The organism is Amycolatopsis sp. NPDC057786 (assembly GCF_042797905.1).
In the GTDB taxonomy this organism is placed as follows: domain Bacteria; phylum Actinomycetota; class Actinomycetes; order Mycobacteriales; family Pseudonocardiaceae; genus Amycolatopsis.
Map to the genome: position 1 here is coordinate 14,395 of NZ_JBHVKW010000028.1, position 13,005 is coordinate 27,399.

The 13,005-nt window shown below is 68.1% G+C and carries 15 protein-coding genes; 10 read left to right on the forward strand and 5 right to left on the reverse strand.

Translation table 11 applies throughout. From position 1 onward, the window contains the following. Positions 1-348 carry a YbaB/EbfC family nucleoid-associated protein gene (locus ACFVM3_RS17210; RefSeq protein WP_378439752.1) on the forward strand — a complete coding sequence of 116 codons (348 nt, stop codon included), beginning with the start codon at positions 1-3 and terminating at the stop codon, positions 346-348. Here the strand turns inward: ACFVM3_RS17210 and ACFVM3_RS17215 are convergent. After that, positions 345-947: a DUF2537 domain-containing protein gene (locus ACFVM3_RS17215; RefSeq protein WP_378439754.1), complete on the reverse strand. Its 603-nt coding sequence runs from the start codon at positions 945-947 to the stop codon at positions 345-347. The two genes, ACFVM3_RS17210 and ACFVM3_RS17215, sit on opposite strands and share 4 nt — an antisense overlap. Before the next feature lie 27 nt (positions 948-974). After that, complete coding sequence (locus ACFVM3_RS17220) at positions 975-1,790, reverse strand: TrmH family RNA methyltransferase (RefSeq protein WP_378439756.1); 816 nt, start codon at positions 1,788-1,790, stop codon at positions 975-977. A gap of 216 nt (positions 1,791-2,006) precedes the next feature. On the opposite strand from ACFVM3_RS17220, the gene ACFVM3_RS17225 reads away from it, so the two are divergent. The 9 genes from ACFVM3_RS17225 (at position 2,007) to ACFVM3_RS17265 (ending at position 10,752) form a co-directional block, all read left to right on the forward strand. Next, entirely contained in the window at positions 2,007-3,506 is a 1,500-nt protein-coding gene (locus ACFVM3_RS17225) for a glutamate-cysteine ligase family protein (RefSeq protein WP_378439758.1), read from the forward strand. 24 nt (positions 3,507-3,530) lie between these two features. Beyond that, positions 3,531-4,124: a TetR/AcrR family transcriptional regulator gene (locus ACFVM3_RS17230; RefSeq protein WP_378439760.1), complete on the forward strand. Its 594-nt coding sequence runs from the start codon at positions 3,531-3,533 to the stop codon at positions 4,122-4,124. Positions 4,125-4,197: 73 nt separating this feature from the next. After that, positions 4,198-4,866: a heme oxygenase (biliverdin-producing) gene (locus ACFVM3_RS17235; protein ID WP_378439762.1), complete on the forward strand. Its 669-nt coding sequence runs from the start codon at positions 4,198-4,200 to the stop codon at positions 4,864-4,866. A 166-nt stretch (positions 4,867-5,032) separates the two neighbouring features. Beyond that, on the forward strand, positions 5,033-6,901 hold the full coding sequence (locus ACFVM3_RS17240; protein WP_378439764.1) for a serine hydrolase domain-containing protein: 1,869 nt from the start codon (positions 5,033-5,035) through the stop codon (positions 6,899-6,901). Positions 6,902-7,099: 198 nt separating this feature from the next. Continuing rightward, positions 7,100-7,723, forward strand: coding sequence for a superoxide dismutase (locus tag ACFVM3_RS17245; RefSeq protein WP_016337537.1), 624 nt, complete (start codon positions 7,100-7,102; stop codon positions 7,721-7,723). A 96-nt stretch (positions 7,724-7,819) separates the two neighbouring features. Next, the gene (locus tag ACFVM3_RS17250; protein WP_378439766.1) at positions 7,820-8,569 is read left to right on the forward strand and encodes an arylamine N-acetyltransferase; all 750 of its coding nucleotides are present in this window, start codon (positions 7,820-7,822) and stop codon (positions 8,567-8,569) included. Between the two features lie 218 nt (positions 8,570-8,787). Then, positions 8,788-8,946 (forward strand): hypothetical protein, encoded by a 159-nt coding sequence (locus tag ACFVM3_RS17255; protein ID WP_378439768.1) that lies wholly within the window; start codon positions 8,788-8,790, stop codon positions 8,944-8,946. Positions 8,947-9,039: 93 nt separating this feature from the next. Beyond that, a complete protein-coding gene (locus tag ACFVM3_RS17260) occupies positions 9,040-9,552 on the forward strand; it encodes a hypothetical protein (protein WP_378439770.1) in 513 nt (170 codons plus the stop codon). Between the two features lie 183 nt (positions 9,553-9,735). Then, positions 9,736-10,752 (forward strand): hypothetical protein, encoded by a 1,017-nt coding sequence (locus tag ACFVM3_RS17265; protein ID WP_378439772.1) that lies wholly within the window; start codon positions 9,736-9,738, stop codon positions 10,750-10,752. Here ACFVM3_RS17265 and ACFVM3_RS17270 read toward each other — a convergent pair. The 3 genes from ACFVM3_RS17270 to ACFVM3_RS17280 form a co-directional block, all read right to left on the reverse strand. Beyond that, positions 10,749-11,177, reverse strand: a complete 429-nt coding sequence (locus ACFVM3_RS17270) for a hypothetical protein (protein WP_378439774.1) — start codon at positions 11,175-11,177, stop codon at positions 10,749-10,751. The two genes, ACFVM3_RS17265 and ACFVM3_RS17270, sit on opposite strands and share 4 nt — an antisense overlap. Beyond that, on the reverse strand, positions 11,174-12,433 hold the full coding sequence (locus ACFVM3_RS17275) for an MFS transporter (RefSeq protein ID WP_378439841.1): 1,260 nt from the start codon (positions 12,431-12,433) through the stop codon (positions 11,174-11,176). Before ACFVM3_RS17275 ends, ACFVM3_RS17270 begins: the two co-directional genes overlap by 4 nt. A 107-nt stretch (positions 12,434-12,540) precedes the next feature. Then, positions 12,541-12,972 carry a MarR family winged helix-turn-helix transcriptional regulator gene (locus tag ACFVM3_RS17280; protein ID WP_016337543.1) on the reverse strand — a complete coding sequence of 144 codons (432 nt, stop codon included), beginning with the start codon at positions 12,970-12,972 and terminating at the stop codon, positions 12,541-12,543. Between the last annotated feature and the right edge of the window lie 33 nt (positions 12,973-13,005).

Genomic DNA, 13,005 nt, shown 5'->3' on the forward strand with positions numbered 1-13,005 from the left:
ATGGCGGAACTCGGCAATCCGCAGCTCATCGAGGAAATGCGCTGGCAGCTGCGCGAGATCGAGGCGCGCAAGGCCGAGAACGCCAAGGCGCTGGCCGTGCTCGCCGCGTCGGGCGGGGTGACGGAGGTGACTTCACCCGACGGGGCGGTGACGGTGACCGTCGGGCCCGGCGGGGTGATCGGCGAGGTCCGGCTCACCGACAAGGCGATGGCGTCGAGTGCGAGCGCGCTCGGTGACGTCATCACGGCGACCATCCGGCGGGCGCTGACCGGGGAGCCCGCTCCGCGGCCGAAGCAGCCGGAACCCGCCGAGGACGACGAGCCGATCGACACGGTTTTCGATCTCTAGAAGACGACGATCAGCACGCCGATCCACGCGATCACGATTCCCGCGGCGGCGCCGAAGGAGGCCCACCGCACGATCGGCACCCGCCGCGCGAGCCACAGCGACGGCGTGATCCCGGCGGTCACGACGGCGGACGCGAGCAGCGCGAGCCAGCCGTTGGTCTCACGCGCGAGGGTGTTCGCCAGTGCCAGCATCGCCACGACGACCACGGCCGCGGCGAACGCGGAGACGGTCAGTCCGGTCAGCCACGGTGTCGGTTCCCCGGCGGGGTCCGGCGTACCGAAGAGCCGCCGCGCGAGTTCGCTGCGGGGTGCGGGAGCGGGCGGGTCGATGATCACGCCGTCGCCGGAGACGGGATCGACGAACCGCACCGACGTGCCCATCGTGGCGGCGACCCGCTGGGCGAGCTGACGGCCTCGCTGGGAGACCACGGAAGCCGCCTCGGTGCCGGAGCCGCCGACGGCGGAAGCGACCCTGGCCCATTCGTGCAGTGCCTGAGCGAGATCCGAACCGATCGCGAGTGAATGCGGGTCCACCTCGCGCGCGCGTTCGCCGCCCGGACCGGCCAGCACCGCGCGTCCCTCACGGATCCGCAATTCCATCGGTTCTCCTCGTGATCGCCCGGGTGCTCACGATAGCGGTGGACGCGTCTCGTAGAACGCGATCGCGCCCGCCGTGGCGACATTCAGCGAATCGACGCCTTCGGGCATCGGGATCCGGACCGCGACGTCGGCGGCGGCGATGGCCTCCTCGGTCAGGCCGGGCCCTTCCGCGCCCAGCATCAGCGCGACCTTCTCCGGTGTCTGATCGCGTAACTGGCGCAGCGAAACGGAATCCGCACGAGGTGTGAGGGCCGCGATGCGGAAACCGCGTTCCCGCAGCAGTTCGAGGTCGCTTGGCCAGGAGCCGAAGGTCGCGAACGGCACGCGCAGGACGTGCCCCATCGAGACGCGGACGCTGCGCCGGTACAGCGGATCCGAGCAGCCGGCGCCGAGCAGGACGCCGTCGACGCCGAGCGCGGCCGCGTTGCGGAACAGCGAACCGAGATTCTCGTGGTCACCGACGCCTTCGAGCACCGCGAGCACCCGCGCGCCGTCGATGACCTCTTCGACCGTCGGCGGCGGGTTCGGCCGGTCCGCGACGGCCAGGATGCCCCGGTTCAGGTGGAATCCGACCACGTCGGCCATCGTCTCGGCCGAAGTCACATAACCGGGGACGTCGACGCCGTCCAGGTCGCCGCCCAGTTCGTGGAACCGCCGTTCCACCCCGAGCAGGGAACGGACCGGATAGCGGGACTTGAGCAGGCGCTCGACCACGACGGTGCCTTCGGCGATCACAAAGCCACGCCCACCCGGCCTATCGGGACGCCGATCGGCTGTGGACAAGTCGCGGAAATCGTCGAGCCGCGGGTCGGCGCGGTCGTCGATGGTGATCAGTTCTGCCACCAGGAGAGTGTGTCATCCGCCCGCTGCGCGCCGTTTGCGTCCGATCGTCGAAGGGTAGGTGGTACGAACGGACGTATTTTGCTGTCAGTTAACCCCTAGTGACAGAGAGCACCAGTTTGGCCGCTAGCCGGGTGACAGCGAGGCGTGAAACCGTTGGGCCGCCTGGCAGTCCCGCCTGGATCCCGCGGAGCGTGGCCAATGAGGAGCTCGACGAACATGGGTAAGAATCTTTCGGCGGACCCCTCCGAGCCGCAGGATCGCGGCCGCTATCGCCGGAAGGTCCAGCGCTGCCTCGACACCTTGGCCCGAATGCTCACCGACGGAAGTTTTTCCTTCCCGCGCAAGAACATCGGCCTCGAGGTCGAGCTCAACCTCGTCGACGCCGAAATGCGCCCGTCGATGACGAACACGACGGTGCTCGAAGCGCTGAACGATCCGTCGTTCACCACCGAGCTCGGCCAGCACAACCTGGAGCTCAACGTGCCGCCGCGGCCGCTGGCAGGCGAGTCCGCGCTGCAACTGGAGGACGATCTCCACGCGTATCTGGGCGCCGCCTCCCGCAAGGCCGAGGAATCCGGTGCCTCCCTGGCGATGATCGGCATCCTCCCGACGCTGCGGCACGAGCACTTCGACCAGAAATGGCTGACCAACAACGCCCGGTATTCGCTGCTCAACGACCGGATCTTCGCGGCGCGCGGCGAACGCACCGTGCTCTCGATGGAAGGCTCGCCGCTCCCCGGCCGTCAGCCCGAGCGGCTGCGCAGCTACTCCGAATCCATCCTGCCCGAGGCCGCCTGCACGTCCGTCCAGCTGCATCTGCAGGTCGCGCCGGAGGAGTTCGCGGCGCACTGGAACGCGGCGCAGGCGCTGGCGGGCGTCCAGGTCGCCGTCGGCGCGAATTCACCGTTCCTGCTCGGCAAGGCACTCTGGCACGAGACGCGGATCCCGCTGTTCCTGCAGGCCACGGACACCCGGCCCGAAGAACTGAAGAACCAGGGCGTGCGGCCGAGGGTGTGGTTCGGTGAACGGTGGATCACGTCGATCTTCGACCTGTTCGAGGAGAACGTCCGGTACTTCCCCGGCCTGCTGCCCGAGACCGACCGCGAGGACCCGATCGAGGCGCTCGACTCCGGGCAGGCCCCGAAACTCACCGAACTGCGGATGCACAACGGCACCGTCTGGCGCTGGAACCGGCCGGTCTACGACGTCGTCGACGGCCTGCCGCATCTGCGAGTGGAGAACCGCGTGCTGCCCGCGGGCCCGACCGTCGTCGACATGGTCGCGAACGCCGCCTTCTTCTACGGCGCGCAGCGGGCGCTCGCCGAAGCCGACCGTCCAGTGTGGACACAGATGTCGTTCCAGGCGGCCGAGGAGAACATGTACGCGGGGGCGCGCCGGGGTTTCGACGCGCAGCTGTACTGGCCGGGTATCGGCTGGATCCCGCCGGACGAGCTGGTGCTGCGGGTCCTGCTGCCGCTGGCGCACGAGGGACTACGCCGGTCGGACGTTTCGGACGAGGCGAGAGAGCGCTATCTGGGCATCATCGAGCAGCGGTGCCTCACCCGGCGGACCGGCGCGGCATGGCAGCGGGAGTACGTCCTGCGCGCGGAGGAGCGCGGCGCCGAGCGGGAGACCGCGCTGCACCGGATGCTGGGCCGGTATCTGGAGCTGTCGGCCACCGAGACGCCGGTGCACACCTGGTCGCTGGAGGCTTAGAGTCTTCCTCCAGGGAGGTGGCTCGTGCCCAAGATCATCGGCCGGTCGCTGGAGGAACACCGGCGCGAGGTTCGCAGCAGGGTGTTCGACGTCCTGCGCGGGCAGCTGTACGAGCGCGGATTCGACGCGATAACGCTCGCGGGTGTCGCCGCCGAAGCGGGCCTCGGCCGCACGGCGATGTACAACCACTTCCCCGACAAGGAAAGCCTGCTGGTCGCCTTCGTCGAGGACGAGGCGACCCGGTACGTCGAACGGCTGACGGCGGCCGTCGCGACCGCGGACACGCCGGTCGAGAAGCTCGCGACGTTCGTGCGGCTCCAGTTGCGAGTGCTGGCCGAGTACCACCTGCCGCCGGGGACGGCGCTCGCGTCGGCGCTGGCACCCGCCGCGTACCGGCGGATCAGCGCGCACGCCGACCCCATCACCGGCCAGTTGCGCGAGATCCTCGCCGAAGGGGTGCCGGACGAGGATCCCGACGTGCTGATCCCGATGATCACCGCCGCGCTGGGCAGCCGTCAGGTCGTCGACGTGCCACCCGAACGGCTGGACGACGCGATCGAGGGAGCCGTCCGCTTCGTGCTCAGAGCGGTCGGGATGACCGATGGCCGGAAAAATTAGGGTAGCCTAACCCGCAGTTGTGCCTTACGCTCTTTCTGACAGCATGTCAGATCGATGCTTGGAGGCTCTGTCCATGCCGGTGACCACCGACGTCGAATCCGGGCCGTTCTCCGCGACCCTGCGCGCCTCCACCTTGCCCGCCCACGAGCGGGCCAACCACTCCGAGTACATGAACGCGCTGCTCGGCGGCGAGCTCACTCGCGACGGGTACACCCGGCTGGCGATCCAGTACTACTTCATCTACCAGGCCATCGAGCAGGCCGCCGACAAGCTGGCGAAGGACCCGGTGGCGGGCAAGTTCGTCTTCGAGGAGCTGCGGCGGCTGCCGAGCCTCGAACGCGACCTCGAACACCTCGTCGGCCCGGACTGGCGCGAGACCGTCCGGCCGCTGCCCTCAACGGAGCGTTACGCGCGGCGCGTGGCCGAGGCGTCGGACTGGTCCGGCGGGTTCGTCGCCCACCACTACACGCGCTACCTCGGCGACATCGCCGGCGGCCAGGTCATCCGGCGGCTGCTGGAGCGCAAGTACGAGCTCACCGAGGCGGGGTCGCTGTTCTACCACTTCGACCAGCTGGGCAGCGCGCCCAAGTTCCGGGACAACTACCGCGAGCAGCTCAACTCGGCGCCGTGGACCGAGGACGAGCGCGCGCGGCTGATCGAGGAGGCCATCGTGGCCTTCGAGTGCAATATCGCGGTGTTCGACGAGCTGGCGAGCGAGCTGGACGCGTACCGGGCCGCCTGACATCGCTCCCGAACGCCATGAACGGTCCGTTACTTGCAAATTTTGCAAGTAACGGACCGTTCATAGCACGCGCGGGGGAGCCGGTCGGGAGGTAGGGCAGGCCCCACCCCACGATCGGCGGCCCGCCGGATCCCTTCTCCCCGGGGAAAACCCTAACTTTCGGGGTATGTTCCGGATCGCGGCCACCGCCGCCCTGCTGACCGTCGCGACGGTCCTGAGTGCCCCCGCCGCCCAAGCGGCGACACCCGGCTCCGCCGCCGGCGTCTTCGACGAAATCCTCCCGCGAAGCCTTGCCGAGCATCACATTCCCGGCGCCGCCGTGGTGGTCGTCGAAGGCGGCAAGACGGTTTTCTCGGCAGGCTACGGAGTGTCCTCAGTGGACACTCAGGCCAAAGTGGACCCCGAACGCACCGGGTTCCTGATCAACTCCGTCGGCAAGTCGATCGCCGCCACCGCCGCGATGAGGCTCGTCGAACAGGGCAAGCTGGCGCTGGACGCCGACGTCAACACTTACCTGAAGTCGTTCAAGATCCCCGAAACCTTCCCCGGCCGCCCGGTCACCCTGTTCTCCCTCCTGACCCACACCGCGGGTTTCGAAGACCGCGTGTACCGGATGTTCACGCCGCGGGACGAGAAACTCCCCTCGCTCGCCGAGCACCTCGCGAACGAGATGCCCACCCGCGTCCGCCCGCCCGGCGAGGTCGCCATCTACTCGAACTACGGCTTCGCGCTGGCCGGGCATCTCGTGGAACTCGCGTCCGGACAGTCCTATGCGGACTACGTGCGGCAGTACATCTTCGAACCGGCGGGGATGAAGGACAGCAGCGTCGCCCAGCCCACCCCGGACGTCCCTCTCGCGACCGGCTACCGCTGGGACGGCTCCGCGCAGGTCGTCCCGCCCGCCAACTTCGGCCCCGAACCACCCGCCGGTGACGGGAACGTCGCCACTCCGGCCGACATGGGCCGCTACCTGTCGGCGAACCTCGTCCCCGGCGTGTTCAGCCGCTCCTTGCTCGACCAGCTGCACGGCGCGCGGTTCCGCAACGACCCGCGACTGCCCGCGATGGGGTTCGGCTTCTCCGAGCGGTACCTGAACGGCCTGCGCATGGTGGAGAAGACCGGTGACTCACCGGGCTTCTTCAGCGTGCTGGAGCTGATCCCGGAAAAGAACATCGGGGTGTACCTGGCGTTCAACGGTGGCGCGTTCTCCGGCGACGCCGCCGCGGTGACCGCCGAGGTGCTCAAAGCCTTCGTCGACCGGCTCCAGCCCGCCGCTCCCGTACCCGCCCCAGTGCCACTGACGGGGGATGTCTCGCGGTTCGAAGGCAGCTACAACAACACCCGGTTGGACTACGACAGCTTCACGAAGGTCCGTGCGCTCGCGGGCGGCGTCACGGTGACGGTCGAGGGCGACGGCGTGCTGACGACGTCCGGTCTCGGCGAGGGGACCAGGCGATGGACGCAGACCGAGCCCGGTCTGTTCACCGACGCGGCGGGCGAGCGGCTCGCGTTCCGTGAGTCCGGCGACGAGATGCTGCTCTTCGCGGGCGACGACCCGAACTCCTCCTACGAACGCACGTCGTGGCTCGGATCGCCCTCCACGCATCTGCTGGTCCTCGGTATCGCGCTGCTGCTCCTGCTGGGCGCGCTGGTGTGGTGGCCGATCCGCGCGTTCGTCCGGCGAGGCCGTGACCGGAACCCGTCGGGCGCCCGGTTCGCGACCGTCGCCGCCTGGTCCGCGGCCCTCGCGGTCCTGCTGTTCACGGGCGGTTTCGCGCTCCTCATGAGCGATCTGAGCGCCGCGGCCGTCGCGCTGACCTCCGGGCACTCCCCCTTGCTGAGCGTCACCCTGCTCCTGCCGAACGTCGTCCTGCTCCTGGCCGGCGCGGCCGTCGTCTGCACGGTGCTCGCGTGGCTCCGCCGTTGGTGGAACACCCCCGCCAGGATCACCTACACGGTGGTTTCCGTGGCCTTGGTGGCCTTCCTCGGGGTGATCGCCTCTTATCACCTGGTCGGGTTGCCCTACCTGGCTTGATGACCGCCGTCACATCGCCTTGACCTCCAGCTAACTGGAGCTAGCAAGGTGGGTTTCAGGCGGTGGCCCCACCGGGTACAGCCGCTACGAACGGGTCGTTCCACCTGGGGAGAAACGCGGCGCCCCCGGTCGCCGCAAACGGGTGAAGACGACTAAGTTCGTCCTTGGAAACTTGTGTCGAAGACAGAAGGAGGGCCGATGGCCCGCTACGTGCTCCCCGATCTCGACTATGACTACAGCGCTCTGGCGCCGCACATCTCGGGCGAGATCAACGAGCTGCACCACAGCAAGCACCACGCGACCTACGTCAAGGGCGCGAACGACACGCTCGACAAGATCGCCGAGGCCCGCGAGGCCGGCAACTTCGGCGACATCGTCGGCCTGCAGACCACGCTGGCGTTCCACCTCGCCGGGCACGCCAACCACGTCGTGTGGTGGAAGATCCTCTCCCCGGAAGGCGGCGACAAGCCGACCGGCGAGCTGGCCTCCGCGATCGACGAGGCGTTCGGCTCCTTCGACAAGTTCAAGGCGCAGTTCACCGCGGTCGCCACCACGATCCAGGGCAACGGCTGGGCCGCGCTCTCCTGGGACCCGATCGGCAAGACGCTGATCACCCAGCAGCTGCGTGACCACCACAACAACCTGGTCCTGCCGACCACGCCGATCCTGCTGGTCGACGTGTGGGAGCACGCGTTCTACCTGGACTACAAGAACGTGAAGCCGGACTACGTCAAGGCGCTCTGGAACATCTTCAACTGGGCCGAGATCTCCAAGCGGTTCGACAACGCCGTCGCCGGTGGCAACGGCCTGCTGCTCGGCTGACCTCTCTCGCCACGAAGCGGGGCTCTCCTCTCCGGGAGGGCCCCGTTCTTGTTTCCGCCTTGACCTCCAGCGGAGTCGAGGTGTGAAGGTGGACGCATGGACGTCGCCGCATACCTCGACCGCCTCGGGCTCGATCGTCCCGCCACCGCGGACGTCGCCACGCTGCGGACACTGCAGGAACGCCACCTCGCGGTGGTCCCGTTCGAAAATCTGAGCATCCACCTCGGCGAGCCGATCGTCCTGGACACCGAGGCGTTGTTCGACAAGATCGTGCTCCGGCGCCGTGGTGGCTTCTGTTACGAGCTGAACGGGCTCTTCGCCGCCTTGCTGCGAGAACTCGGATTCGACGCTGAGCTCAGGTCGGCGAAGGTGTTCCGGCCGGACGGCACCCTCGGGCCGCCGTTCGACCACGCCGTCATCCACGTCGACCTGGACGAACCCTGGCTGGCCGACGTCGGCTTCGGCCGGTTCAGCCGGTTTCCGCTGCGGCTGACCGCCACCGAGGCGCAGGCCGACCCGGAGGGTGAATTCCTGGTCCTTGACGCACCCTACGGGGACATCGACGTCCTGCGGGACGGCCAACCCCAGTACCGGATCGAGCGGCGTCCGCGGGATCTGGACGAGTTCGTCCCGACAGCCTTCTGGCAGTCGACGTCGCCGGACTCGCATTTCACGCAGGGGCCGACGTGCTCGCTGCCGACCAGGCACGGGCGGGTCACGCTGGCGGGCGACAAGCTGATCGTCACCACCCACGGCGTCCGCGAGGAGACCAGGCTTTCGGGTGAACAGGAGATCCTGGACGCCTACCGGAAGGAGTTCGGGATCGAACTCGACCGGGTGCCTTGACCGAATCGGCATGGTCATCGACCATGAACCCTCCGGAATGAACGAAGCCCCGCCTCCGGGGGTGACCCGGTTGCGGGGCTTCGTCCGTTCCCGAACTGACTGCCGCTCCCACCACGAAGCGGACATGTATGAGGTTAGCCTAACCTCATCTACCCCGACAAGGGGTTCGGCCGAGAGATGCCGATCTCACCCTTCCGGGTGACGGCGCACTGGTCTCCATGAGTCTTCTGAGCGGCAAGGCGGTGGTCGTCACCGGCGCCTGGCTGGTCGACCGGTGCGTCGCCAGGCTCGACGGCCTGGTCAACAACGCGGGCGGCGACGTGATCGTGAGCATCGGGTCCAGGTCGATGATCGGCCAGCGGCGCGCGGCCGCGTAGTCGGCCTCCTTTTGCCTACACGCAAGGGCATCACTCTCGGCCGATGATCGTCTTGTCGGCCCTGACCGGAACAATGAGCGGATGACCAGCCACGTGTTCGTCGACGAGAGCAAGGAGCGCGGCTACCTGGTGACGGCCGCCGCGCTGCTTTCCGGCGACCTCACGTCCGCCCGACGTGCCATACGCGGCCTGGTGCTTCCGGGGCAACGTCGTCTGCATTTCACCCACGAGAACGATGGACGCCGGAAACGGATTCTGGACACCATCGCCGGACTCGGGCCGACGGTGACGATCTACGACGCTTCCGCGCATCATCGACGTCGTCAGCGCGAAACCTGCCTGGACGCACTGGTCGAGGACCTCTCGAGCACCGGGACACGAATGCTGGTCCTGGAAAGCGACGAGTCGATAGTGGAGCTGGACAGAAAAACGCTCTACCGCTCCGTCCGACGACATGGCTGCCAAGACACTCTCGAATACCGGCATCTGCGTGCTTTCGAAGAACCGTTGCTCGCCGTCCCGGACGCCCTCGCCTGGTGCTGGCAGCGCGGCGGCCACTGGAAGAGCCGAGTGAGAGAAATGGCGAAAGAGATCAGAATCGTATGAGCCCGGATACGCGAAACCCGGCCCACCCACCGTCCGGAAGGCTGCCGGGTCCACTTCGCCGGTCTACTGACCAGCGCTGAACCAAGTCTACCGCAACCCTCCTCGAAGACCCACTCCTGCGGATCCATCCATCGGGTTGGCGTTTCGCCGGACAGGCGGCGCCCGACGGGCTAGCTTCACCCCGTGGCCACCCCGAACGATTACCGAGCCATCGCGCGCAAGACCGACCGTCCGATGTGGATCTGGGCGGGCTGCGCGCTCGTCAGTGCCCTGCTGCTGTTCGGGGTTGGCATCTTCGTCGCGATCACCCTGCTGAACCGGGACGATCCCGGTACCGAGGCGAAACTCCCCGAAGTCTGGCCGTCCAAGTCCGGACAGGAGCTCCGTCCGGTCATGATGCCGACGGGCGAGATGGTGGCCGCGCTGACGGACGAAACCGCCGCGCAGGTGCTGTGCCAGGCGATCCCGGAGCAGCGCTGGGCGGAGATCCTCGGCGGTCGCACGCTTCGCGAGGCCGGCCAGTCCTGTCACGCGGTCACGGCTGAGCTCGACGTCAGCACGCAGATGATCCCGGCGCTGCCGGAAGACACGAGCCGCGGCCTGCCCACGAAGACCACGGTCGCCGGCAAGCTCGCAGTCATCGCCACGGACAAGGACGGCACCACTCTGAGCGTCGAGCTGGTCGAGGTCGCGCCGCACATCGGCGCCTCGCCGGTCCTGCACGTTTCGCTCCGCGGCAGGATCGTCGAGAGCCCCGAAACCGAAAAGAAGGCGAGGGCGCTCGCCGAAGCACTGATCGCCGGCGCGATGCCGCCGGGGCCGAAGTTGCCGAAAGTCGGCGAGGACGGCGAGATCCCCTTGGAGAAAACCGAACCCGGCCCGATCAAGGACAAACCGCTCCCGGTGATCTCGTGGCTGCTGTGCGGAGAGCTCGGCCGCGCGCTCGGTGTGCCGCCGGACAACGCGAAGCCGAACTTCTTCGCCGCCTGCGAGCTGAACGGCGTGACCGCGGACTACAGCGAACTGTCCACCGCCGTCGCTCCGACCACGACGATCGCCGGGTTGCCCGCCCAGATCGACGGACGCGGCGTCGTCGTGCAGCTCACCGGTGACCCGAGCGGGCAGACGCTGAAATTCAAGGGCACCGGCGACCTCAAGGCCCTCGCCGAAAAGATGGTGCCGCCGCTGCTCGGGCGTTAGGCGCGGTAGTTCGACAGGAGATCGACGAGCAACGTCTCGTACGCGTTCCGTTCGAAGCTCGCCCCGGTGAACCGGTACTCCTCCGGGTCGTCGAACGGCTCGTAGTCGGTTTGCCAGCCGAAGGCCCGCCACTCGACCACGTCTTCGCCGAAGACGACCTCGACGCTGTACCCACCGCAGCCGAGATCACCGCACAAGGGGCACACCAGCAACGCGACCCGGCCGTCGTCGAAATCGCCGGGAAGACGGCCCAGCAGACGGCGAAGCGTCCGGACCGCGGCCTCCCGCCACGCCTCGTCGCCGTCCAGGAACAGCGGCGTCTGCTCCTGCACGGGAACCAGCGTGCGCAGCGCGACGCCGTCGATCGTCCAGTCGAGGAACCGGGATTCGCCGGTCACCGACGGTTCGACGCCGAGTCTGTTCACACCCGCTCCCGCTTCAGCACCCGCAGACCGTTCCCGAACCGACGCACCGGCAGGCTCACCCCGCCGCGCCGGATCAGCACGACGGCGCAGGCCATCGCGGCGAGCGCCGAGACCGCGCCACCGATGTAGAACGGCGAGCGGCCGCCGAACGCGTCGGCCATCCAGCCGGTCATCGGGCCGCCGACGGGGTTCCCGCCGATCAGCACCAGCACGTACAGGCCCATCACGCGGCCGCGCATCTCCGGGCTGACCGCGGTCTGCACCAGCGCGTTCGCCGTGTTCAGGAAGGTGATCGTGGCGAAGCCGAGCGGGATCAGCGCGAGACCGAAGGTCAGGTACGTCGGCATGAACGCGGTGACCACCTCGAACGCGCCGAGCAGGAACGCCGAGATCAGCAGCAGCCGCACCCGCGGACCGCCGCGGGTGTTGCGGCGGGCCGACATCAGCGCGCCGGTGAAGGTGCCGACGGCGACCAGCGTCGACAGCAGGCCGTAGCCGTCGGCGTTGGTGTGGAAGACGTTCGCGGCGACGATCGGCAGCGACGTGAAGTACGTGATGCCGAACGTGCTCACGAAGAACACCAGCACCATCACGGTCATCAGGTCGCTGCGCCGCCGCACGTAGCGCAGCCCCTCGACGAGCTGCCCCTTCTCGCGCGGGATGGCCGGGCCGCGGAAGAGCTTGTCCGGGTTCATCATCACCAGCGCGGCGATGACGGCGCCCGTGCTCACCGCGTTCGCCATGAACAGCCAGCCGGTGCCGACCCAGGTGATCGCGAAACCCGCGATGGCGGGCCCGACGATGCGGGCCATGTTGAAGATCGAGGAGTTGAGCGCGACGGCGTTGGTGACCTTGTCCCTGCCGACCATCTCGGCGACGAACGACTGCCGCGCGGGCACTTCCAGCGACGCCGTCACGCCGAGCGTGAAGCAGAGCAGGTAGACGTGCCAGAGCGCCGCGATCCCGCTCAGATCAAGCGCGCCGAGGACGACCGCCTGCGCCAGCACGGCGATCTGGATGCCGATCAGCAGCCGCCGCTTGTCGACGCGATCGGCGAGCACCCCGGCCCACAACGAGAGGAACAGCGTCGGCAGGAACTGCAGGGCGACCGCGATGCCGAGCGCGATCGGGTCGTTGCCGCTGAGGGTGAATACCAGCCAGTCCTGCGCGATGCGCTGCATCCAGGTGCCGATGTTCGAGATGACCTGGCCGGTGAAGAAGAGCCGGTAGTTACGGACCTTCAGCGAGGTGAACATGCTCCCGCGCGGCTTCTCGGGCACGGGAGGCGACGGTGGAGCGGGTTCCCGGGTAACGGTGGTCTTGGAAGGACACTGTGTTTCGTTACCCGTGGTCGTCACCGCTGTTAGTTCCCCGCCATCCTGTCGATGATCTCGGAGGCGCGAGAGAGCACTTCACGTTCTTCGGCGCTCAACTCCGCCAATTGCTTGTCCAGCCAGATCTCCCGCGCGGTGATCTGCTCGATCACGTAGGCCCGGCCGCGGTCGGACAACTCGACGATGGCCTGGCGGCCGTCCGTCGGATGCGGCCTGCGCTCGACGTAACCCATCTCCTCGAGCGCGGCGATCACCCTCGTCATCGAGGGCGGCTGGACGCCTTCCTTCGCGGCGAGCTGACCGGGGGTCAGCGCACCGCATTTGTGCAGCGTCGACAACGCGGACACCTGGGTCAGCGAGATGCCGTCACCGGCACGCTGGGCCCGCAGCCGTCGATTCAGCCGCACCACCGCGAGACGCAGGCGGCTCGCCAGTGAGCGCTCGTGCGTGTCTCCGGACATATAGTTAGCATACCTCACGATCGGATCATCGGC

Coding starts and splice junctions, on each gene's coding strand:
- ACFVM3_RS17235 (WP_378439762.1), top strand. CDS start 4,198: ATGCCGGTGACCACCGACGTCGAATCCGGGCCGTTCTCCGCGACCCTG.
- ACFVM3_RS17250 (WP_378439766.1), top strand. CDS start 7,820: ATGGACGTCGCCGCATACCTCGACCGCCTCGGGCTCGATCGTCCCGCC.
- ACFVM3_RS17255 (WP_378439768.1), top strand. CDS start 8,788: ATGAGTCTTCTGAGCGGCAAGGCGGTGGTCGTCACCGGCGCCTGGCTG.
- ACFVM3_RS17225 (WP_378439758.1), top strand. CDS start 2,007: ATGGGTAAGAATCTTTCGGCGGACCCCTCCGAGCCGCAGGATCGCGGC.
- ACFVM3_RS17245 (WP_016337537.1), top strand. CDS start 7,100: ATGGCCCGCTACGTGCTCCCCGATCTCGACTATGACTACAGCGCTCTG.
- ACFVM3_RS17240 (WP_378439764.1), top strand. CDS start 5,033: ATGTTCCGGATCGCGGCCACCGCCGCCCTGCTGACCGTCGCGACGGTC.
- ACFVM3_RS17275 (WP_378439841.1), bottom strand. CDS start 12,433: ATGTTCACCTCGCTGAAGGTCCGTAACTACCGGCTCTTCTTCACCGGC.
- ACFVM3_RS17215 (WP_378439754.1), bottom strand. CDS start 947: ATGGAATTGCGGATCCGTGAGGGACGCGCGGTGCTGGCCGGTCCGGGC.
- ACFVM3_RS17210 (WP_378439752.1), top strand. CDS start 1: ATGGCGGAACTCGGCAATCCGCAGCTCATCGAGGAAATGCGCTGGCAG.
- ACFVM3_RS17280 (WP_016337543.1), bottom strand. CDS start 12,972: ATGTCCGGAGACACGCACGAGCGCTCACTGGCGAGCCGCCTGCGTCTC.